This is a genomic window from Rhizorhabdus argentea, from assembly GCF_037861105.1.
Lineage (GTDB): Bacteria > Pseudomonadota > Alphaproteobacteria > Sphingomonadales > Sphingomonadaceae > Rhizorhabdus > Rhizorhabdus argentea.
This window is the reverse complement of sequence record NZ_JBANFK010000021.1, coordinates 1-19,800: the sequence shown is the minus strand read 5'-3', so window position 1 is coordinate 19,800 and position 19,800 is coordinate 1. Positions and strand designations below refer to the sequence as shown.

Below are 19,800 nucleotides of genomic sequence, written 5' to 3'. Positions count from 1 at the left end.
GGTAACGGCGTCTTTTAACGGATAGAGCGACTGGCCGCCTCGATCGCAATCGATTCCCAGTGAAGCAGTGCGTTGCCAAGCGGGACTGCCGAATTATGCAAATCGATATCGACCGTGACTACAGTATTTATTGTTCTATCATTGGCCGTGTTTGCAACGACAGCGCCCGTGAAGCTACCAATCATATGACGCAATTCGAGAGAGTCATCATGTAGTACTACCGTCGATCCCATATCATCCTTTATCAGCTGTACCGATCCCGAAGGAGTGGAGAGGGCTGGCCCGTTCGGTGTCAGCTCAAGCCCCGGTCGTCCCGCGGTCGCTTCGGCGGGGCTGGCGGTCCCTTCGACGACATGGACGACCGCCACGCCCGGGATCGTGGTAGTGGTCCCGCCACCTGCCGCAGGAGCGGCTGGCGTGCCGCCGGTGCCGGAAAACACGATCGGGATCCCGTCATCGCCGGTCGTCAGCTCGGTTCGCAGCGCCAGCACACCATTCAACCGTGTCTCGATCCCGATCCCCAGCGAGACGTCCATTCCGTTAGGCAGGACAAAGCCGCCGCGCACGCGATCCAGGGCATCGTCGGCGATGTGCAGCCGGGTCGGGAAGGGCGGGTTGGCCGCCTGCAGAGCAGGCGCCAGGCCAGGGCTCACCGAGCTGACCAGCAACAGACCGCCCCAGATCCACCATCGCCTGGCGCGCGATGATGTCGCGACAGCCACCTACATCTCGACCGGGTAGGCAGGTGCACGCGTGAGGGCGAGCGCCTGCAGACTCGCGGGTTCGATCATCATCGGCGCGCGGCTGCGCGCCACCAGCGCCCATTCCTCATCACGCCCGAAACTGCGCTTGCCGCGATCGACCGCGTCGCCGAGCGCGAACAGGATACCATTCCACATCGCCTGGAAGTGGGCCGCATCGATAAGCCGGATGCCGAGCGATGGATCGCCGACCAAAACCTCGCGGTTGGCCACCCCTTTTATCACGACGAAATGCTTGTACCCCTTGATGTCGATCAGCGCGATGCCGGGGACTCCCGTCGCCTCGATGTCCGCCAGCGTCACAAGATACCCGTCGGCTTTGACGCCTCGCGCGTTGAGATAACGCTTCATGTCGAGCAGCGAAAAGCCGAGCCGCCTGATCTTTTCGCGGTTGCCCTCTTTCCACATGCCGAGAAAGATCGTCCGCTCGCTCTGAAGGTCGCCATAATGGTAGCGCAGCAAGGTCGCCAGCGCCGCGGATCCGCAACTGAAATCATATTTCTGGCGGACGACGGTCAGATATCGACGTTCTGCCATGCTCTTGACCGGCAAGGCATAATCGCCTGCAGCCAGGCTGAGGTGGCTGCCGATCCGCGGCACCGTCCGGTCCGCGCACGCCGTCAGCATCATCGCGATCGCGAACAGGCAGGCCGCGCTATTGCTGGATCGCGACATTAACATTCATCGCCGCGTTGATCGAGACATTGTTACCAGTGTTGGCGCTGACCAATGCCAGTCCGTTGAAGCCACTGAACGACCCCCCGTCGATCGAAATCGTGCCCGTCACAGGGTCGCCATTGATGATGTTGCCGGTGACGGTACTGGTATTGGCGACGTTCGCGGTCTGTTGAATGGCCTTGATGTCCGCCATGCCCGTAACGACCGAGAGCTGGGCGTCGTCGGCAATGGCGACGCTGGCGAACGGCGGGGAGGGCTCGATAGTCGGCCCGTGTGAAAGCTCCTGCGGCGATCGCGCCGGGGTAAACCTGTCGGCTGCCATAACAGGCGTGGCCTGAAGCAGGCTCGTAATCAGAATGCCGGCTATGAGGGAATGAGAGCAGGCCACGGGAGTCTTCTCCTTCGCGTTGAGCGGCGAAAAGAGACCGGCCGCCACCAGAGCGGCCGGTCTTTCGATCGTTTACGGGCCTGCGTTGAACGTGCCGACGTTCGCTCCCACGTTGATGCTCGCATTTTGCGAGGCGAAGACGCCGGTGTTGACGTTCATCGCGTTCAGTCCAGCGAAGGACGAGAAGGCGCCGTTGTCGAACTCGGCATCCCACGACATCACTGGAGACCCACCGGCGCCGCCAGCGCCGCCGGCACCGCCTGTGCCGCCAGCCCCTCCGGTTCCTCCATTATCGGCAAGGCCGGTCGATGCATCGCCGCCACTGCCGGCACCGCCGCCGGCAGACGGCTGCCAGAAATAGACTGTGCCGCCGGTCACCGAACCGGCAAGCGACGATGTCGTCGTCAGCGTATTGTAGGTGGTGGAGGCGACGCCGCCATTGTTTGCCGAACCGATGCCACTCGAGTCGCTGTTGTCGCTGGCATCGCTGGCATCCACGGTAAGGTTCGACGTGCCGCCATTGTTCGCGGAGCCGAGGCCGCTTGAGTCGCTGTTGTCGCTCGAGTTGCTGTTGTCACTCGAGTTGCTGTTGTCGCTGTTGTCGCTGTTATCGCTGTTGTCGCTGGCGTCCACGGTAAGGCTCGACGTGCCGCCGTTATTGGCCGAACCCAGCCCGCCTGAATCGCTCGAGTTCGAGTTGTCGGTCGTGGTATCCACCGAACTGTCGGTCGATGTAGCGGTGGCGCCGTTGTCAGCCGTCGCAAAGCTTCCGCCGACGTCGGTTGGTTGTGCGGGCGCCGCGCTCGCCATGAGCGACAATGCGCCGACCGAGGCAGTCAATAGCAGGACATGTTTCATGAGTGTTTCCTCTCGCTTCGAACAGGGCCATCGGCGACACCCTTCCCTTGTTGGTACCCTCTCTATCGATGTCGCAGCGCTGCACTCATAACCTGCCGGAATTGAGCGACTTAGCCCCACATGAGTGTGCGCTTGGCCTCAATAGCGGGATTCCCTACCCCCATTTGAGCCGAAAGCGGCTACCGAGCGGATGCGGACCACGCCTCCAAGGATCAGGCGCACAAGATCGGCTTGGCGGTGGGTATCGGTCTTGGAGAATATCTGTTTCAGATAAGCGCGTGCCGTCTGGGTCTGGATACGCAGTTCGCGCGCTGCGGCGTCGGTCGTCAGCCCTCTTACGAGCCGGACTACCAGTCCCGCTTCCATTGCGGTCAGCCCATAGGCGCGGCACAGCGCCATGCCGAGCGGGCCGGTGTCGATCTCGGGATCCAGTACATAGAGCGCGGTGGTAGCGGCAGCATTGCCGGATTCGATATCGGCGAGCCGTGCGAGGATCGCCACCAGCGGCCCGGGGTTCGCACGGCGGATGAGCATCAGCGACGGCCCGGCGATTTCGGAAGCGGAGCCATGTTCGATGCGCGAAAGGTGCTGGATGGCGGTTTGCAGGCGAACTGCGGTGTCGAAATCGGCTGCTGTTACCGATTGGCCGGCGCGACGCAGGCCATCCCCACGATCGAGCAGGTGCCGCGCCCGCTCATTGGCAAACAGGATGCTGCCGTCCGCGTCCAAAAGGAAAGTGCCGAAATCGAACAGGTCGAACGCCTGGGCGAACATCTCTGCCCGGCCACGATCATGCTTCAACTTCCACAACAGCCTGATATGGCCGTCGACCCAGCCATGGATCTCCTGCGCTGCCGATATCTGCTCCGGCCCCTTATCGGTATCGAAGCGGCATACGGAGAGCGCAAGAAAGCAGGTAGGGTCGACCGGACAGACGAAGGTGAACCGCCGAGCGTTGCGCCGACCTTCGGGCAGATATTCGCTTTCGATGTCGAGTTGCGAGGATGAAGGTGCGCTTGATCCTGCGAGCCAATAGTCGAAGGGCGCGGCCCGCTGGATCGAACGAGCGATTCCGCCGGCCATGGCCTCGGTCATCTGGAAAATAGCCAGAACCTCGGAATGTTCATTCATGGCTTTGTGCTGGCTCAACACCGCCATTTGACAGTCCATGTGGCGCGCAACCAGGTGGAGCAGGCTTTCCGCTGAAAGGTCCTCGGCGCGCACGATGGAGGCTGGCCGCAAGTCTTTCCTCCTGACTCTTTCGGATTCCACGTCGGTCAGCCCCGCGCGTTGATCATGGCCAAATCTTCGTACTTGAATGGCAATTATGATGAAATAATCATTATGCTGCACGAACGACTAAGATGGATAGTGCATGGAGAATTGGAGGAAGATTATTGTATTATGATTCCGGAGACGAAACGAAACTCGATCTACATCGCAGCACTTCTGCCGAGTCATCTATGCACAAATTATGGCAAATTCGCCTTGACGAATTCGTCATATTATCCCAGCAATATTTCGTGAAAGCTTGTGATATAAAGACCGAATGATTTTGACCATCGCCGGGATTATGCCGCTCAGGCGCACGCCGCACCCGATCACGTTCCTGCTTGTGCGCGCATCGTTCGGTTCTTGCCCGTTCTTGCGGCTCGCGATCCAAGGGCGTTTCACTCGAGCGCTATCCAGCCGGTTGGCCTGCCGAGCACCGGCAATGTCAGCAACGGCTGGAGTCCTGCCAGGCGACCTCAGCGGCGGGTGCGGGACGTGTTGAGCGTCACGGCGGCGCGAATGAGCGACTTCAGCGCGTCTTCATCGATCGCATCGCCTTCACGGAAGTCGATCGCTCGCCTCGTGTTGCCGTCAAGGCTGGCGTTGAAGAGGCGAGAGGGGTCGTCGAGCGCGGCGCCCTTGGCGAAGGTCATCTTCACGACCTGCTTGTAGGTCTCGCCGGTACAGACCATCCCGTCGTGATACCAGACGGGGACGCCTCGCCACTTCCACTCCTCGACGATCTCGGGATCGGCCTGCTTGATCAGGCCGCGAAGCCGGGACAGCATCTCGCCGCGCCAGTCGCCCAGCTCTTCGATCCTATGGTCGATCATCTGCGATGGAGATTGGCTTTCGTCGGACATGATCGTGCTCGTATGACTTTCGAGCACGACGATAGGCGGTCAGCTGGGCGCTGATCAACCTTCATCGAGTGCGGCGAATTGGCGCCGCTGACGAGAGGCGCGGTGCGGGTATGGAGGGCAGGAAAAGCAGAAGAGGTCTGGCGCCCCGATCAGCTGGAGATTTTCCGACCGAGGATCATGCCTGGCCGAGGGATGGAGAATAAAGGGATTGGGGCATACCGGCTCTGCCGTCCGATCTTGCCGGATTCTTCAACACCTCGTCCACCCTTCGCGAAATGGCGACCCACTTGGCCATTTCCGCCGTATCGCCCTGAAGCGTCGCAAACCCTACGCGCTCGGCGATCAGTTTAACAAGCCCGTCCCCGTGTTCGGCGATCAGGCGCTCAACCAGTGCCATACTGGCGACGCTGTGTTGGCTATTGGATTGTTGCTCGGTCTCCGCCGGTGCCGGCCTGTGCTGTGCCGCCTCCTTGATCAGTTTCAGAAGTTGGCCAGCATCGCGAACCGCGTTTGCTTTATCGAAACAAGCATAAGCCCCTCTTTCGAGGGCCTGCTCGCGCGCACCGGATCCGTCTGCGGTGTGACCCGACAACATGACTACCGGGATGCGTTTCCTGGTAAGCGTTTGAAGATACTCTAAGCCACTCGTACCGGGCATTTCTATGTCCAGCGTTACAACATCAACAATCGTCTCGGACAATATTCGTGCAGCTTCTGAGGCACAGGACGCCGCCCCAACTACTGCTAAACCTTTGTCCTTTTCGAGAACGCCAGTCATCATAGCACGAATAACGAGGGAATCATCGACGATAAGGACGTTTATTGGTGCCATGCCGATGAATTCCCACGTTACCCCGTCATCATCACCACTTTATGCGGGAAGGCTGCATAACCTGGTCCCTCTTAAATGTGCGAAATATCATAATTTTTCATGAATATTAGCCGAGATACTGCTTATACTTTTGTCTATAGGTAGAAACCGCTATGAGACTTTAGTATAATAAAGTCGATGGAGCAGTTCATTTGCAGTATCGCCGCAAACATTCGCAATTGCAGCATCGTTTCGGTGGCGGTTATTCTACGATGCCGAGTGTCAATCGCGGTCGTTGCACCCCGTGCATCTTGCGCAGGTAAAGGCGCATATCGCCGATCATCTGCTCGATCTCGGACAACGGCGTGGGCAGCATCGCACTGGCTTTGGCCATATGCGCGCACTGCTCGATCTCCCACGGCATGAAGTTGAAGCCGCCGCCGGCCTCGAGCATCCAGATGATCGGATAGGGCCTGCCGAACATCACCCCCTTCAGCTCCTCGGCGCCGATCAGGTACAGCGCGATCTGGTTTGCATTGGCGGCGCCGAGCAACAGGTCGGCAATGTCGAACGACAGCGCCAGGCACTCCGGGCGCGCGAACTTTCCGACCCGGAAGCCGAGGTCGAGGTCCGGTCCGATGAAGTCCATGGCCCGGATGCCGTCGCCGCCCGACAGTTCCGGGATCTCCAGTTCGATATTGGGCCCGGAGAAATCAGCCAGCCATGCGGTTCCCTTCAGCCGCAGCGGAAGATCCTGGAAATAGCGCTCTTCATAGGCGTTCATCGTGCGCAACAGGGCGAGCAGCAGGTTGACCAGTTCCTCGGCACTGGCAGGCGAGGCGACGAAGATCACCTCGTCCCCCATCACCTTCCACACCTCGACCGAGGGGGTGTCGCCCTCCTCCAGGAACGCGAAGCCGATCTGACCGGCCAGCATCAGCGGGAAATTGGTGAAGAAAGTACGGAAGGTGTTCAGCCAGCTGCCACCATCGGTGAACCGCGCCTTGAACTGGGTGGAACCGGCCATGTCGACCGAAAGGAACAGCCGGACCATGGCTCGCAAGCTCCCTTAGAAGGTGGCCTTGACCGAGAGCACCGCGCCGGCGCCGCCATTATGGCCCGCTTCGAGCTCGCCCTTGTAGTTGCTGTCGACATAGGAGGCCGAGATTTCAAGCAGATCGAGCTTCCAGGTCAGGCCCGCCGACCAGTCCCACTTTTCATCATAGCCGCCATTTTCGCGACCAACGGCGAAGGAGGCCGTCAGCGGCAGGCTGCCGACCGCCACGTCCGCACCGAGCCCGGCATAGAAATTGTCGCGCGTGGTGTTCGACTGGTCCGGCGTGTAGGCAAGGGTGAGCGTCGTCGTCAGCGGGCCGACCGTCTTCGCAAGCGTCGACTGCAGTTCGACATAGTTCACGTCGTTGCCGCCCGGATAGAGATAGGCATAGGCGCCTGCCGAGTAGCTGAGGCCCGCCAACTCGCCACCATAGCCGGCATAGACGTCGATCTCGATCTTCGAACCGCCATAATCGGCTATGTTCGACGCCCAGGTGCCGGCAAAGAAGCCCGAGCTGAACACCACATCGACCCCGCCCTGGACTGCGGGATCGCGGTTGGTGAGGCTGAGGCCGCGGAAGCGATAGTCGGACACGATCGCCAGATTATAGGAAATCGCGATCGGGGCGGCCGATTCTGTGGCCTTTGTCCGCGCTTCGGTTTCCGCTTCGGCGGACGTTTCGGCACGAGCCGCGACAGGCATGAGCGCGATTGCCGCTGCCAGCAATGAAGTGATGTGCCCCCGCATGGGGGATCTATGGCCTGCCGCTGCAGTGGCTGCAACCTGCTTCTCGTCTAGCGTCGTCCGGCGGCCAGTTCCCGCACTACGGCGCGCACGGCATCGACATGGGCGGTCGCGGCGTCTTCCGCGGTGGCGGCATCGCCGGCCGCAACGGCTGCGGCGATCGCGCGATAGTCGGCAATGCGGATGCCGCGAAGCCTGGCCGATGGGAATTGCGCGTGAATGATGTGAACGCCGATCGCGGGAAACAGCCGCTGCAGTTCGCGATTGCCGCCGATCAGCAGCAGGGTGCGATAGAAGCTGCGGCGCGCGCCGCTGAACACCGGCGGCTCATCCGCCGCAGCTCCGACCAGATCATCGATCGCCGCCTGAAGCTGGGTGGCATGGCGGGGCTGGTACCGCGTGGCTGCCGCGCGCGCCGCGAGCCGCGTCATGGCCTCCGCAACGTCGAGCACCTCCAGGCTCTCGGTCAGGTCGAGCTGGCGGATTGCGGGCGAGCGGTTCCGACTGAGATCGACGACACCGCGGGCCGCAAGGTGCTGCATCGCTTCGCGCACAGCGTTGCGCCCGACGGCGAAGCGAGCGGAGAGGTCGGTTTCGGCAAGCCGCTGGCCCGGCACCATCCGGCCTGATTCCAGGTCCTGGAGAATGCCAAGATAGACCCGACGCGCCGAGCCGGCCGGCTCGGCGCCATGCCAGTTATCGTCATCAGGTAGCGGTTCACTGGACATCATGACGTTGATTGTTCCACAATCCTGTTCTATAGTCGATGGAAATCGAGAGTCGTAGCGGGGCGGGATGGCGGATCTGTTGAACCTGGACGGCAAGACGGCCTTCGTGACGGGGGCTTCGGCAGGTCTTGGTGCCCGTTTTGCCAGCGTGCTGGCGGGTGCCGGCGCCGAGGTGATCCTTGCCGCACGGCGGGAGGAGGCACTCGCAGAGGTGGCCGAGCAGATCCGTTCGGCGGGCGGCCGCTGCCGCGCCGTTGCGCTCGACGTATCGAACCCAGCCAGCATTTCCGCAGTTGCGCCGCTGCTCGTCGCCGTCGACATTCTCGTCAACAATGCCGGGATCGCTATCGAGAAATCGTTTCTCGATCAGGAGGAGGCCGATTGGGACGCGACGGTCGATACCAACGCGAAGGGCATGTTCCTGCTGACTCAGGCTGCAGCACGCGCGATGATAGCGCGGGGCAAGGGCGGCTCGATCATCAACATCGCCTCTATCCTGGGACTGCGCCAGAGCATGCGCCTCGCCACCTACTCGGTCTCGAAGGCGGCCGTGATCCAGATGACGAAGGTCGCTGCGCTCGAACTCGCCCGCCACAACATCAGGGTCAATGCGATCTGCCCCGGCTATATCGCGACCGACATGAACAAGGGTGTGTGGGAGACCGATACGGGCAGGGCGATACTCAAACGCATTCCGCAGCGTCGCACCGGGGAGGTGTCCGAACTTGACGGCCCGCTGCTGCTGCTCGCCTCCGACGCATCGTCGTACATGACCGGATCGATCATCGTCGCCGATGGCGGCCATCTGCTCAGCTCGCTTTAGAAGGAAATCACAATGACCGAACGCGCTCATGCAATCGCGGCGAAGGTAGAGGCGTTCGTCCGGGAGACCGTCATTCCCTACGAGAAGGACCCGCGCGCTGGCGGGCATGGTCCAGCCGAGGACCTCGTACTGGAGATGCGCGCCAAGGCGCGGGCGGCGGGGGTGATGACCCCGCATATCCTGGACGACGGATCGCACCTCACCCAGCGCGAAACCGCGATCGTGCTGATAAAGTCGGGCCTTTCGCCACTTGGCCCGGTCGCGGTCAACACCATGGCGCCGGATGAGGGCAATATGTACCTCATCGGCAAGATCGGATCACCCGAGCTCAAGGCGAAGTTCCTCGATACGCTGGTGTCGGGGGAGGGTCGGTCGGCTTTCTTCATGACCGAGCCCGCGGCGGATGGCGGTGCCGGTTCGGACCCGTCGATGATGAAGACGACGTGCCGGCTTGAGGGCGACCACTGGATCGTCAATGGCCGCAAGGCCTTCATCACCGGTGCACAGGGCGCAAAGGTGGGCATCGTCATGGCGAAGTCCGAAGCCACGGATGGCACCGGCGGCGCCTGCATGTTCCTGGTCGACCTGCCCGACCCTGCGATCCGCATCGAGCGGCTGCTCGACACGATCGACAGCTCGATGCCCGGCGGCCACGCAGTGGTGACGATCGATAACCTGCGTGTGCCGGCCGATCAGATGCTGGGACGCAGCGGCGAGGGTTTCAAATATGCCCAGATCCGGCTGTCGCCGGCGCGGCTGTCGCACTGCATGCGCTGGCTCGGTTGCTGCATCCGCGCGCAGGAGATCGCCACCGAATATGCCTGCCGTCGCGAGGCGTTCGGCAAGAAGCTGATCGACCATGAAGGCGTCGGGTTCATGCTCGCCGAGAATCGGATCGAGCTCAAGCAAGCCGAACTGATGGTCGACTGGTGCGCTGGCGTGCTCGACGGCGGCTCGCTCGGAACGATCGAAAGTTCGATGGCGAAGGTTGCGGTGTCGGAGGCGCTCTATCGCGTCGCCGATCGCTGCATCCAGGTGATGGGCGGCACCGGAGTTTCCGGCGATACTGTCGTCGAACAGATCTTCCGCGAAATCCGCGCCTTCCGCATCTACGATGGTCCAACCGAGGTGCACAAATGGTCGCTCGCCAAGGCAATCAAGCGCGAGCATGCTCAGGGGCATGCGCTATGAGCACCGGCCAGGACGAGAATAGCGGCACGACGACCGTCCGCGCCGGCTTCGCCTTCGACGAGGCAAGCCTCGCGCGCTGGATGACGGATAATGTCGCAGGATTTCAGGGGCCGCTGAGCGTCGAGCAGTTCAAGGGTGGACAGTCCAACCCTACGTACAAGCTGGTGACGCCCGCCAAGGCCTATGTGCTGCGCCGCAAGCCGCCCGGGCAGATCCTGAAGGGCGCGCACGCGGTCGAGCGCGAGGCCGAGGTGCTCACGGGCTTGGAAAAGGCCGGTTTTCCGGTCGCGCACGTCTATGGCCTGTGCACCGATGATGCCGTCATCGGCACATGGTTTTACGTGATGGACATGGTCGAGGGGCGCGTATTCTGGGATGCGACCCTGCCCGAGGTGCCTCGCGCGGAGCGTCCGGCCTATTTCGATGCGATGAACGCCACGATCGCCGCGCTGCACAGCGTCGACTATGCCGCGGTGGGCCTCGGCAACTATGGCAAACCCGGCAATTATTTCGAGCGGCAGATCGGTCGATGGTCGCGCCAATATCTCGAGGATCATGAGGCCGGACGCGATCCGAACATGGACAGGCTGATCGAATGGCTGCCGGCGAACATCCCGCCAGGCGAAGAGACCAGCATCGTCCACGGCGACTTCCGCATCGACAATATGATCTTCCATCCGACCGAGCCGCGCGTGCTGGCGGTGCTCGATTGGGAGCTCTCGACCTTGGGGCATCCGCTCGCCGACTTCGCCTATAATGCGATGATGTACCAGATGCCGCCGCACATCGTCGCCGGACTGGGCGGCGCCGATCTGGCGGCACTGAACCTGCCGAGCGAGGAAGAGTATATCGCGGCCTATTGCGCGCGGACCGGTCGCGTTTCGATTCCCGGCTACCGTTTCTACACGGCCTTCAACTTCTTCCGCCTCGCTGCGATCTTCCACGGCATCAAGGGCCGGGTGATCCGCGGCACCGCCGCTTCGGCCCAGGCGGCCGAGCGCGCGCGCGTCTTTCCCGAACTGGCGCAGATCGCCTGGGCGCAGGCGGAGGCGTAAGTGGCTTCTTCCGCGCTGCTCCAGGCGATAGCCTCATGCCAGGCATGATCCCGGCTTGTGAAAAGCCTGGGGCGCACCGCCCTGCGTGGCATGCGTTCGCGGGAGCTCGCTATTGCTTCACCTGCCTCACGCGCCGGATCGATGCAGGCGACTCCCATCCGAATATCGAACGGCCGCCGAACTGGTGCGACTGCCGCCGTTCCTCGGCGACGAACGCCTCGAAGGACGGGCCGTCCGCCGTTGCTTCCAAGGCGCGGGCCTGCGCGTCGAGCCTGCGGATCGCGCCAAGCTTCTCGTCCTGGCCGAGCTTCGCCGCCTCGACTGCAGATTTGAGAATCCCGATCGTCTTGTCATAGACCTTGGTTGGTACCGGGAAGGGATGGCCGTCCTTGCCGCCATGCGCGAGCGAGAAGCGCGCTGGATCGGTGAAGCGGCACGGCGCACCATGGACCACCTCGGCAACCAGGGCGAGCGAGCGAACGGTGCGGGCGCCGATGCCGGGGACCAGCAGCAGCTCGGAAAAATCCCGCGGCCCGGCCTCTGTCGCGGCGGCGAGCGCGCCGTGCAGGCGGCGGATCACCACATCCTCCGATCGCACGTCATGGTGATCCGGCAGGACGAGATGCGGCAGCAGCGGCTGGGCGCTGACGGCAAGCGATTGGTTTGACCGGCGGAGGATGGCGGCCTCCTTTGCGATCCCATCGGGGCCGAGGCTGCCGAGCAGATCGAGCTGCGATGTCCGCGAGGCCGCCGCACGACGATCGGCAAGGTTGACGATTTCGCCGCCGCCGCGCCCCTCGATCGCCGCATGCGGCGCGTCCACGAAACTCTCCAGACCTTCGGACAGCCAGTGATAGCGCCGGGCCCGGCGGCTTGCGTCGTTCATGCCTTGCTGAACCACGACCCAGGCGCCGTCGTTCGCGACGATGAAACCATGAAGATAAAGGTCAAAGCCGTCCTGAACCGCGGCGCTGTCGACCTTGGCGACGAGCTTGCTGGTGCGCGCCATCGCCGCGCCGTCGAAGCCGCTATGCATGCCTGCCAGCAGCAGTTCTTCGGGCGTGCGTCGGCTATGCTTTCCGCGTCCGCCGCAGACATGAAGGCCGAGTTCGCCGCGCATCGGCGCGAGGCCGCGCTTCAGCGCGCCCAACACGCTGGTGGTGATGCCGGAGGAATGCCAATCCATCCCCATGACAGCGCCAAACGACTGGAACCAGAACGGGTTGGCCAGCCGGCGCAGGAACTCGTCGCGGTCATAATGGTGGATGATCGCCTGGGTCATCACCGCGCCGAGCCGGGCCATGCGCTGGCCAAGCCAGGCCGGCACGCGGCCACCATGGAGGGGAAGATCGGCACTGCCGGCACGTTGGGCCATGATGCGAGAATAGAACGAAGCGCGAACGATCGCAAGCCATCGGCGGATCCAAGGAACAGCGAGCAGTGCCCTTCGTTTTTCGACACGAAGGAGAATGACGATGGCCGATGACAACCTGCCCAACCGCCCGTCCGAAGCCGGCGCCGCTGCCGGCGGACCTGCCGAGAACGGCGTGGACGACGCAAACCTTACCGAAGCACAGCGGCTGGAGATACGCCGACGGCGCGCCATGGCGAGCGCGGTCGATGACGCAGATGCAAGCCATCAGGGCGGCATGGGTGCGCAGGGCGGCGCGGCCGATTTCGGCCGGCCCAAGAACTTCGGATTGCCCGAGTAAGACCATCCGCAGGCCGACCCGACGGATCGCCGGGCCGGCCTGGCCTGGTTGCTATTTGGATGTCAGCGTCCAGACGCCGTCCCAGTCCACCCCCGGCGGCGTCGCCGCGAATGCGCGGCATCGCTCGACATACATGGCCGAAGGGCCGTCGCCCGGCATGGCGTTGAGCGCCTTCAGGAACGCCTGCTCGGCATCCCCCCATTGCAGCGCGCGATAAGCGGCGAAGCCGGTGGCGTAATGTTCGAGCATCGCGCCGAGGCCCCGGTCTATCTCGGCCGCGCGGTAGCCGAGCGATTCATGCACTCCGACGGGGAAGTCCTTGCCCTTCACGCGGATCAGATCGATCTCGCGGGTCAGGCTTGGCGAGGCGAGGCGGGCATGGGTGAATTCGGAGAACAGGATCTTCGAGCCATAGACCTTGTTGGCGCCCTCCAGCCGCGAGGCCAGGTTCACGCTGTCGCCGATCACGGTATATTCCATGCGCTTGATCGAGCCGATATTGCCGACGATCACATCGCCGGTGCTGATGCCGAGCCCGATGTCGATCGGCTTCTCGCCCATCGAGGTCCGCTTGAGATTGAGCGACGCAAGCTCGACGAGCATCTTGTTCGCGGTGGCGATCGCGTTGTCCGCGTCGTTCGGGCCGGCGAACGGCGCGCCGAACAGCGCCATGATGGCATCGCCGATATATTTGTCGAGTATGCCCTTATGCTCGAAGATGACGTCGACCATCTCGGTGAAATAGCTGTTCAGCATCGCCACCGTCTCGCGCGCGCCGATGGCTTCGGCGATGGTGGTGAAGCCGCGCACGTCGGAGAACAGGATCGAGACGGTCTGGTCCTTGCCGATCAACTCGCTCTCGCCGGCCTCCAGCAGCTGGTCGGCGACTTCCTTGGACATGTAGCGGGCCATCGTCGAACGGACGCGCTTCTCGCTGGTGATGTCCTCCATCACCAGCATCGATCCGATGACCGCGTCGTTGGCGTCCAGCAGCGGTGCGGCGGTAAGATTGATCGAGGCGGCGTTGCCGTCGTCGCCGACCAGCTCGGCGTCGATCGCGAGATAGGCTTCGCGGTCGCGATCGGTGCGCTCCACCCGCTCGGCAATCCAGGCGTTCTTGCCGGAAAATGCATCGCGGGCGCTGGTGCCGATTAGCCCGTCGGACGCGTTCATCAGCTTGCGCGCGGCCTCGTTGCTGGTGACGATCCGCGTATCCTCGTCGAAGGTGATGACGGCGTTGGAGGTGCTCTTCAGGATGCTCTCATTGTAGTTCTTCATGTAGAGCACGTCGTCGAACAGCCGGGCATTCTCCAGGCAGACGGCGATCTGCGCGGAGAAGGCGCGCAGCCGCGCTTCGTCCTTGCTCGAAAAGGCCGAGCCGTCGCGCTTGTTGAGGATCTGGGTGACGCCGATCCGTCCGCCATGCTTGTCGAAGATCGGCTGGCACAGGATCGAGCGGGTGGTGAAGCCGGTGCTGCGGTCGACCTCCGGATTGAAGCGCGGATCGGAATAGGGATCGGCGATGTTCTCCGGGACGCCGCTGGTGAAGACGGCGCCGGCGATGCCGCGGTTCGACGGCAGGCGGATTTCGCGGATCAGGTCTCCCTCGGCGAACAGCGAGAAGAGTTCGTCGGTCTTGCGGTCGTAGACGAACAGGCTGGAGCGTTCGGCGTTGAGCAGCTCGGTGGTCGCGCGCATGATCCGGGCGATCAGGATTTCGAGCTGTAGCTCGCCGGCCAGGTCGTTGCTCATCTCAAGGATCAGCTGCTCCTCGCGCAGCGCTTCGAGCATATGCTGGAAGCCGCGGAAGATATCGGCATATTCGTCGGTCGAGACCACCTCGAGCTTGACCTGGTCGAGCTCGCCGCGCTCGACCAGCCGCATCCCGTCGATCAGCTGGCTCGCCGATCGCGACACCTCATGCGCGGTCAGCAGGGCCATCATCACCGAGCCGAGCATGCAGATGCAGACGACGCCGGTGATCCAGACATAGAAAGGCATCATCATCGAAACGCTGGGTTCGATGCCCTGCTGCACGAACATCCGCTGGACCTTGAAGATGATCGATGCGGCAAAGAAGATCAGGGGCAGGGCGGCAACGAAGATCGTCAGGTAGAGCAGCTTGCTCTTCAGCCGGATCGCGACGAGCTGGCGCTGATATTCGGTGGGAAGGCCGCCTTCCAGGGCCTGCGACAGCCGGACGATGGTCGGCACCAGCGTTCGGCTGACACCGAAATATTCGAAGATCGCATGGGTCGGCGAGGCGAAGAATAGCGTGGTCGCGGCGAATACCGTCACCTGCCACATCTGGTAGCCGGCACCGACGACGAGGTTGCCCATCGGCAGCACGATACACACCAGCACGGTGACCATCGGTCCGTGCAGGAAGGTGACGCGCAGGAAGGAGTAGAAGGGCAGGTTGAGCGCCCGGACCACCGCTTCCGCGATAACGGCGGGCGGCGGCTTCACGCCGCTGTCCAGCGCGCGCAACGCCTTATCGATCGGGCGGAAATGACGGACGATCAGATAGACGTCGCTGAGATTATAGATCGCGACGACGATCGGCATCATGACGAGCATGATGATCCACTGGCGCAGTGTGAACTCCAGCCCGAACAGCACCAGCGCCAGGGTGATGACGATCGCCGTCGTGCAGCCGCCCTGGTATAGCCAGACCAGCCGCCAGAACAGCGCGCGCGCCGAGGACCGCCCGGGCGGTGGCGTAGCGCTGCCGGCAGAGATGGACTTCAGTTCGGTCATTATAGCGGGCGGAGCGGTCGGTTCATGTTGCCGTGCCTCTCCTTCGTCCCTGGTCCCCTGAAGGCTGCCCCCATTGCGAGCCTTCCCGGCGCTGGTTTGCCGCCGCAGCCAAGGCTTTGTCCAGAGGAGTTTCACAGCTTCGCGTCGGCCATCGTGGCAACAGATATATCCTCAATAAGATATGATATTGTGTAGTAACCTTGAAGTTAACCATCAAATACAGCCGGCAGCTATGAAGATTTACGATGATTTATCTATTTATCCGTAGATGAGATAGGCGATGTTGCTTCATCGGTCGTTTGGATGGGTGTGTTTGTCTGCCCGGATATCCTGACCGCAGGGTTCCAAGATGCCTATTGTTGGATTGGCGTGCAAATTGTCGGTGTGGTTGCATCGGAAGTTGCTATCGATGCTGCTTCTGCTGGCGTTCTCGCTGCAGTTCGTCGCTCCCGCGGGAGCCATGCACCTCGGCCGGCTCTCGGCCCCGATCGACACGCCAGCGGAATTCGAGGGAGTCGGGCGTCTGACATGCCGCGCCGCCGACGGTCGGGCCTCGGTGGAAGACGCGACCGGTTGGGTCGTCGGATCCGCAGACACCGTGATGACGGCGGCGCACCTGTTCTATGCGGGCGACAATGCCATCGATCCGCGCGGGTGCGTGTTTAGACTATATAACGCGGATGGCACCGTTCGGCAGGCCGCGCGCATCCGTTATGCCCGGTCGCCGTGGCACCAGAAGCGCTATCGCAACGACAGTGCCCATGACTTCGCCGTGCTGAAACTCGACCACGCAATGGCAGTCGGAGCCATCCCGGTCATTGCAGCAGGGGACCGGCAGGCTCCGGCCGCCGTGCTGTTGGTCTCCTTTCCCGCCGATGCAGCGGATCGCCACGCGCGGACCAGCGCCGGCGCAGCGCGACCATTCCCCTTCGGCATGGCACGCTACGGCCCCGGCGGGATACGCATATCCGATCCGTCCCGGCTGTTCGCGAGCTCGGTTGATTCCGACTCCGGTTCGTCGGGCGGCCCCTATTACTCGGCAAGGGGCGGCGCGCCGATCGGCCTGCACTTGGGCTATGCCTGTGCAGGCGTCGAAGGCTGCGTGAACTTCGGGCTTAAGTTCGATGCCGATATACTGGCGGTCATCGCCGCCGTGGCGGCCGATCGCGCAGACGATCGAGCACTGCAACTGGCGGAAGCCGGCACGACGGGCACGATGCGGCCCTGATCTGGCGCACGGCGGCAATAGCAAGTGCTGAATGGCGAGTGACGCCAGTGGGCGGCTGATCTACATGCAACCCTGTCGCCGTCATTGTGCGGCGCTGGGATATGACGATGCCGTTACCGCACCCCCCGATCGAGACATGACATTGCGGTCGTCGCTGCAACGGCCGTTCGTGCGGATCGCGGCAACCGGCGCAGCCTCGGGCGTGGATCGGCAGGTCGCGGACGAGACGCCGGTGGCGATCGAGTATAATGGCCTGGGCTATGCGGTGCTGATGGCGAGCGCGGCCGATCTCGAGGACCTGGCCTTTGGTTTCAGCTGCGCCGAACGGCTGATCGAAGCGCCGGGGGATATCCTCGACGTCGATACCCATGCGGTCGAGGGCGGCATATTGGTCCGGATCACGCTCACCGAGGCCCGGGCCGGCCTTGCCGTCGAGCGGGTGCGGCACCGCATCTCGGAATCCTCGTGCGGCCTCTGCGGTATCGAGAATCTGGAGCAGGCGCTGCGTCCCTTGCCGCGGCTCGAGGTGGGGCAGCCCCCGGCAGCTGCCGCAATATTCGGCGCGCTTGCCGCGCTCGGCGACCACCAGCCGCTGAACGCCGAAACCGGCGGCGTCCATGCCGCGGCGCTGTGCGATCGCGATGGGCAGGTTGTTCTGGTCCGCGAAGATGTCGGTCGGCATAATGCGTTCGACAAGGTGATCGGAGCGATGCTGCGCGCAGACATGCTGTGGAATGGCGGCTTTGCGCTGCTCTCGTCGCGCTGCTCCTTCGAACTGGTCGAGAAGGCCGTGCTGGCTGGTTGCCCGACTCTGGTTACGGTCTCCGCGCCGACCGCGCTGGCCATTGAGCGCGCCCGCGAGGCTGGGCTGCGACTGGTCGTGCTGGCCCGGCCGGATTCGATGCTGGTGGCGTCATGAGCCGGCGGCTGCTCGGCGCGGTCCTCGCCGGCGGGCGATCGAGCCGGTTCGGGTCGGATAAGGCCGAGGCGTTGTGGCAGGGCAAGCCGCTGGTCGAACATGCGCTCGACGCGCTGCGGCCGCTGGTCGATGATCTGGTGCTTTGCGGCCGGCCCTATGGCGGCGGCGCGCTCGCGATCCCGGACCGGCCGGCCGCGGGGATGGGGCCACTCGCCGGGCTCAATGCCGCGCTTCATCATGCCGCGACCCACGGCTTTGCTGCCGTGCTGTGCGTCGGCTGCGACACGCCGCTGCTTCCGGAGGCGCTGCTGGATCGGCTTCGCATGTCATCCGGGCCCAGCTATGTCGCCCGGCTGCCCGTCATCGGCTATTGGCCCGCAGCCCTCGCGCCGCAACTCGAGGTATTTCTGAGCGAAGACCGCAAACATGCTGTCCGGGCGTGGGCGGCATCGGTGGGCGCCGATGCGATCGACTGGCCGGCGCTGCCCAACATCAACGAGCCGGCTGACATCGGCGCATTGCCCCTTGAGCGCTGACGCGGTTATCCAATCCTCGAAATGATATATTGTATCTTTGTGCCAGCCGTGCCATTTGGCCGGTCGAGAGGAAGAATCGTGATCCGCTTTGCCCCCGCACGTGACCTGTTCGACCGGCTCGCCATAGGCGTGTCGGCGCTGTGTCTCGCCCATTGCGCGGCTAGCGTCATCCTGGTGACCATGCTCGCGACCGCGGGCGGTGCGCTGCTCCATCCGGCGATCCATGAGATTGGGCTGGCCGTGGCCATCGTGCTGGCGATTGCCGGCCTCGGCCGGGGCTATCTGCAGCATCGGCGGCGCGTACCGATGATCGTGGGGACCGCCGGAATCGCGTTGATGGCAACCGCCCTGAGCGTGCCGCACGGGCTGCTGGAAGCGGGCTTCACCATGCTCGGCGTCTGCGGTGTTGCGACGGCGCATCTGCTCAATGGCCGTGCCCATAGCTGACGCGCTGGTCGATCGGGCTCACGGTCGTTGCCGTTTGGGCCAGTAAGTTCTAAATTGGCCGTATGGCCACCGCACATGATCACCACATTCACAAAGGCGAGTCGCTCGCGGACGCCGCGCGACGCGCGTTCGAACGGGCGGGCGAGCAGTGGACGCCGATGCGCGCGGCTATATTCGCGGCGCTGAGCTCGGCCGAGCGCCCTGCTTCCGCTTATGACCTGGCAGAGGCGGTCTCGCGGTCGAGCGGTCGTCGGGTTGCCGCCAACAGCGTCTATCGCATCCTCGATGTGTTCGTTGCGGCCAACCTCGCCCGCCGGGTGGAGAGCGCCAACGCCTATATCGCCAATGCGCATCCCGACTGCGAGCATGATTGCATCTTCCTGGTCTGCGATGCCTGCGGACGGGTCAGCCATGTCGACGACGACAGCCTGTCCAGCGCAGTCCGGCGCTCGGCGGAGAAGGCCGGATTTTCGCGGCTGCGCCCGGTTATAGAGGTGCGCGGGAGCTGCGCGAATTGTTCCGAGGGCGACCTCGCCTGACGTATCTCCGCTAGCTACGGTCCGGCAATGGCGTTAAGGCGAGCAGGATGACCGACCGTCCCGTGACCCCGTTGCTTGATAGTGTCAGCACCCCCGCCGACTTGAAGAAGCTCAAGCCAGGCCAGCTTACCCAGCTCGCCGGCGAACTGCGCCGAGAGATGATCTCGGCAGTGTCGGTCACCGGCGGGCACCTCGGTGCCGGGCTCGGGGTCGTCGAGCTGACGGTCGCGCTGCATTATGTCTTCGATACGCCGCGCGACGTGCTGATCTGGGACGTCGGGCACCAGGCCTATCCGCACAAGATCCTGACCGGCCGGCGCGACCGTATCCGCACGCTGCGCCAGCCTGGCGGACTGTCGGGCTTCACCAAGCGCTCCGAGAGCGAATATGACCCGTTCGGAGCGGCGCACAGCTCCACGTCGATCTCGGC

At 63.3% G+C, this 19,800-nt stretch carries 22 protein-coding genes; 10 read left to right on the top strand and 12 right to left on the bottom strand.

Annotated features, from left to right (window positions below):
* Positions 1-14: 14 nt before the first annotated feature.
* The 10 genes from AAC645_RS16395 to AAC645_RS16350 form a co-directional block, all read right to left on the bottom strand.
* On the bottom strand, positions 15-722 hold the full coding sequence (locus tag AAC645_RS16395; protein WP_340317572.1) for a hypothetical protein: 708 nt from the start codon (positions 720-722) through the stop codon (positions 15-17).
* Complete coding sequence (locus AAC645_RS16390) at positions 723-1,436, bottom strand: C39 family peptidase (protein ID WP_340317571.1); 714 nt, start codon at positions 1,434-1,436, stop codon at positions 723-725.
* Positions 1,417-1,875 carry a hypothetical protein gene (locus AAC645_RS16385; RefSeq protein ID WP_340317570.1) on the bottom strand — a complete coding sequence of 153 codons (459 nt, stop codon included), beginning with the start codon at positions 1,873-1,875 and terminating at the stop codon, positions 1,417-1,419. The genes AAC645_RS16390 and AAC645_RS16385 overlap by 20 nt, the downstream gene beginning before the upstream one ends.
* A gap of 24 nt (positions 1,876-1,899) precedes the next feature.
* Positions 1,900-2,685, bottom strand: a complete 786-nt coding sequence (locus AAC645_RS16380; protein WP_340317569.1) for a hypothetical protein — start codon at positions 2,683-2,685, stop codon at positions 1,900-1,902.
* Positions 2,686-2,823: 138 nt separating this feature from the next.
* Positions 2,824-3,816, bottom strand: a complete 993-nt coding sequence (locus tag AAC645_RS16375) for a helix-turn-helix transcriptional regulator (protein WP_340317568.1) — start codon at positions 3,814-3,816, stop codon at positions 2,824-2,826.
* Between the two features lie 617 nt (positions 3,817-4,433).
* A complete protein-coding gene (locus AAC645_RS16370; RefSeq protein WP_340317567.1) occupies positions 4,434-4,820 on the bottom strand; it encodes a DUF1801 domain-containing protein in 387 nt (128 codons plus the stop codon).
* A gap of 175 nt (positions 4,821-4,995) precedes the next feature.
* Positions 4,996-5,652: a response regulator gene (locus tag AAC645_RS16365; RefSeq protein ID WP_340317566.1), complete on the bottom strand. Its 657-nt coding sequence runs from the start codon at positions 5,650-5,652 to the stop codon at positions 4,996-4,998.
* Between the two features lie 241 nt (positions 5,653-5,893).
* The gene (locus AAC645_RS16360; protein ID WP_340317565.1) at positions 5,894-6,685 is read right to left on the bottom strand and encodes a hypothetical protein; all 792 of its coding nucleotides are present in this window, start codon (positions 6,683-6,685) and stop codon (positions 5,894-5,896) included.
* Between the two features lie 15 nt (positions 6,686-6,700).
* Complete coding sequence (locus tag AAC645_RS16355; protein WP_340317564.1) at positions 6,701-7,435, bottom strand: TorF family putative porin; 735 nt, start codon at positions 7,433-7,435, stop codon at positions 6,701-6,703.
* 47 nt (positions 7,436-7,482) lie between these two features.
* Positions 7,483-8,163, bottom strand: coding sequence for a GntR family transcriptional regulator (locus AAC645_RS16350; protein ID WP_340317563.1), 681 nt, complete (start codon positions 8,161-8,163; stop codon positions 7,483-7,485).
* Positions 8,164-8,227: 64 nt separating this feature from the next.
* On the opposite strand from AAC645_RS16350, the gene AAC645_RS16345 reads away from it, so the two are divergent.
* From AAC645_RS16345 to AAC645_RS16335, 3 genes are read left to right on the top strand one after another with little or no spacing between them, the layout of a single operon-like run.
* Positions 8,228-8,983, top strand: a complete 756-nt coding sequence (locus tag AAC645_RS16345) for an SDR family NAD(P)-dependent oxidoreductase (RefSeq protein WP_340317562.1) — start codon at positions 8,228-8,230, stop codon at positions 8,981-8,983.
* 12 nt (positions 8,984-8,995) lie between these two features.
* Positions 8,996-10,174 carry an acyl-CoA dehydrogenase family protein gene (locus tag AAC645_RS16340; RefSeq protein ID WP_340317560.1) on the top strand — a complete coding sequence of 393 codons (1,179 nt, stop codon included), beginning with the start codon at positions 8,996-8,998 and terminating at the stop codon, positions 10,172-10,174.
* On the top strand, positions 10,171-11,229 hold the full coding sequence (locus tag AAC645_RS16335) for a phosphotransferase (RefSeq protein WP_340317559.1): 1,059 nt from the start codon (positions 10,171-10,173) through the stop codon (positions 11,227-11,229). The genes AAC645_RS16340 and AAC645_RS16335 overlap by 4 nt, the downstream gene beginning before the upstream one ends.
* Positions 11,230-11,338: 109 nt before the next feature.
* On the opposite strand, the gene AAC645_RS16330 is transcribed toward AAC645_RS16335, so the two are convergent.
* Positions 11,339-12,604: a DUF763 domain-containing protein gene (locus AAC645_RS16330; RefSeq protein WP_340317558.1), complete on the bottom strand. Its 1,266-nt coding sequence runs from the start codon at positions 12,602-12,604 to the stop codon at positions 11,339-11,341.
* A 100-nt stretch (positions 12,605-12,704) separates the two neighbouring features.
* Here AAC645_RS16330 and AAC645_RS16325 point away from each other — a divergent pair, with 100 nt between their 5' ends.
* Positions 12,705-12,941, top strand: coding sequence for a hypothetical protein (locus AAC645_RS16325; RefSeq protein WP_340317557.1), 237 nt, complete (start codon positions 12,705-12,707; stop codon positions 12,939-12,941).
* Positions 12,942-12,992: 51 nt separating this feature from the next.
* Here the strand turns inward: AAC645_RS16325 and AAC645_RS16320 are convergent, their stop codons facing one another.
* Positions 12,993-15,701 (bottom strand): adenylate/guanylate cyclase domain-containing protein, encoded by a 2,709-nt coding sequence (locus tag AAC645_RS16320; protein WP_340317555.1) that lies wholly within the window; start codon positions 15,699-15,701, stop codon positions 12,993-12,995.
* A 409-nt stretch (positions 15,702-16,110) separates the two neighbouring features.
* Here AAC645_RS16320 and AAC645_RS16315 point away from each other — a divergent pair, with 409 nt between their 5' ends.
* The 6 genes from AAC645_RS16315 to AAC645_RS16290 all read left to right on the top strand — a co-directional run.
* On the top strand, positions 16,111-16,929 hold the full coding sequence (locus AAC645_RS16315; protein ID WP_340317554.1) for a trypsin-like serine peptidase: 819 nt from the start codon (positions 16,111-16,113) through the stop codon (positions 16,927-16,929).
* Positions 16,930-17,065: 136 nt separating this feature from the next.
* Positions 17,066-17,848 carry a formate dehydrogenase accessory sulfurtransferase FdhD gene (gene fdhD, locus AAC645_RS16310; protein WP_340317622.1) on the top strand — a complete coding sequence of 261 codons (783 nt, stop codon included), beginning with the start codon at positions 17,066-17,068 and terminating at the stop codon, positions 17,846-17,848.
* Entirely contained in the window at positions 17,845-18,384 is a 540-nt protein-coding gene (gene mobA, locus AAC645_RS16305) for a molybdenum cofactor guanylyltransferase (protein ID WP_340317553.1), read from the top strand. The genes fdhD and mobA overlap by 4 nt, the downstream gene beginning before the upstream one ends.
* A gap of 78 nt (positions 18,385-18,462) precedes the next feature.
* Positions 18,463-18,831 carry a MerC domain-containing protein gene (locus AAC645_RS16300; protein ID WP_340317552.1) on the top strand — a complete coding sequence of 123 codons (369 nt, stop codon included), beginning with the start codon at positions 18,463-18,465 and terminating at the stop codon, positions 18,829-18,831.
* A gap of 62 nt (positions 18,832-18,893) precedes the next feature.
* Positions 18,894-19,370 (top strand): Fur family transcriptional regulator, encoded by a 477-nt coding sequence (locus tag AAC645_RS16295; RefSeq protein ID WP_340317551.1) that lies wholly within the window; start codon positions 18,894-18,896, stop codon positions 19,368-19,370.
* A 47-nt stretch (positions 19,371-19,417) separates the two neighbouring features.
* A partial coding sequence (locus AAC645_RS16290; RefSeq protein WP_340317550.1) for a 1-deoxy-D-xylulose-5-phosphate synthase N-terminal domain-containing protein occupies positions 19,418-19,800 on the top strand: 383 nt, incomplete at its 3' end.

Bases quoted from the DNA above. Each gene is read 5' to 3' on its own strand.
- AAC645_RS16345 (WP_340317562.1), top strand. From the start codon at position 8,228: ATGGCGGATCTGTTGAACCTGGACGGCAAGACGGCCTTCGTGACGGGG.
- AAC645_RS16370 (WP_340317567.1), bottom strand. From the start codon at position 4,820: ATGTCCGACGAAAGCCAATCTCCATCGCAGATGATCGACCATAGGATC.
- AAC645_RS16325 (WP_340317557.1), top strand. From the start codon at position 12,705: ATGGCCGATGACAACCTGCCCAACCGCCCGTCCGAAGCCGGCGCCGCT.
- AAC645_RS16315 (WP_340317554.1), top strand. From the start codon at position 16,111: ATGCTGCTTCTGCTGGCGTTCTCGCTGCAGTTCGTCGCTCCCGCGGGA.
- AAC645_RS16350 (WP_340317563.1), bottom strand. From the start codon at position 8,163: ATGATGTCCAGTGAACCGCTACCTGATGACGATAACTGGCATGGCGCC.
- AAC645_RS16355 (WP_340317564.1), bottom strand. From the start codon at position 7,435: ATGCGGGGGCACATCACTTCATTGCTGGCAGCGGCAATCGCGCTCATG.
- AAC645_RS16365 (WP_340317566.1), bottom strand. From the start codon at position 5,652: ATGGCACCAATAAACGTCCTTATCGTCGATGATTCCCTCGTTATTCGT.
- AAC645_RS16295 (WP_340317551.1), top strand. From the start codon at position 18,894: ATGGCCACCGCACATGATCACCACATTCACAAAGGCGAGTCGCTCGCG.
- AAC645_RS16380 (WP_340317569.1), bottom strand. From the start codon at position 2,685: ATGAAACATGTCCTGCTATTGACTGCCTCGGTCGGCGCATTGTCGCTC.
- fdhD (WP_340317622.1), top strand. From the start codon at position 17,066: ATGACATTGCGGTCGTCGCTGCAACGGCCGTTCGTGCGGATCGCGGCA.
- AAC645_RS16335 (WP_340317559.1), top strand. From the start codon at position 10,171: ATGAGCACCGGCCAGGACGAGAATAGCGGCACGACGACCGTCCGCGCC.
- AAC645_RS16330 (WP_340317558.1), bottom strand. From the start codon at position 12,604: ATGGCCCAACGTGCCGGCAGTGCCGATCTTCCCCTCCATGGTGGCCGC.
- AAC645_RS16320 (WP_340317555.1), bottom strand. From the start codon at position 15,701: ATGACCGAACTGAAGTCCATCTCTGCCGGCAGCGCTACGCCACCGCCC.
- AAC645_RS16390 (WP_340317571.1), bottom strand. From the start codon at position 1,436: ATGTCGCGATCCAGCAATAGCGCGGCCTGCCTGTTCGCGATCGCGATG.
- mobA (WP_340317553.1), top strand. From the start codon at position 17,845: ATGAGCCGGCGGCTGCTCGGCGCGGTCCTCGCCGGCGGGCGATCGAGC.
- AAC645_RS16360 (WP_340317565.1), bottom strand. From the start codon at position 6,685: ATGGTCCGGCTGTTCCTTTCGGTCGACATGGCCGGTTCCACCCAGTTC.
- AAC645_RS16340 (WP_340317560.1), top strand. From the start codon at position 8,996: ATGACCGAACGCGCTCATGCAATCGCGGCGAAGGTAGAGGCGTTCGTC.
- AAC645_RS16375 (WP_340317568.1), bottom strand. From the start codon at position 3,816: ATGAATGAACATTCCGAGGTTCTGGCTATTTTCCAGATGACCGAGGCC.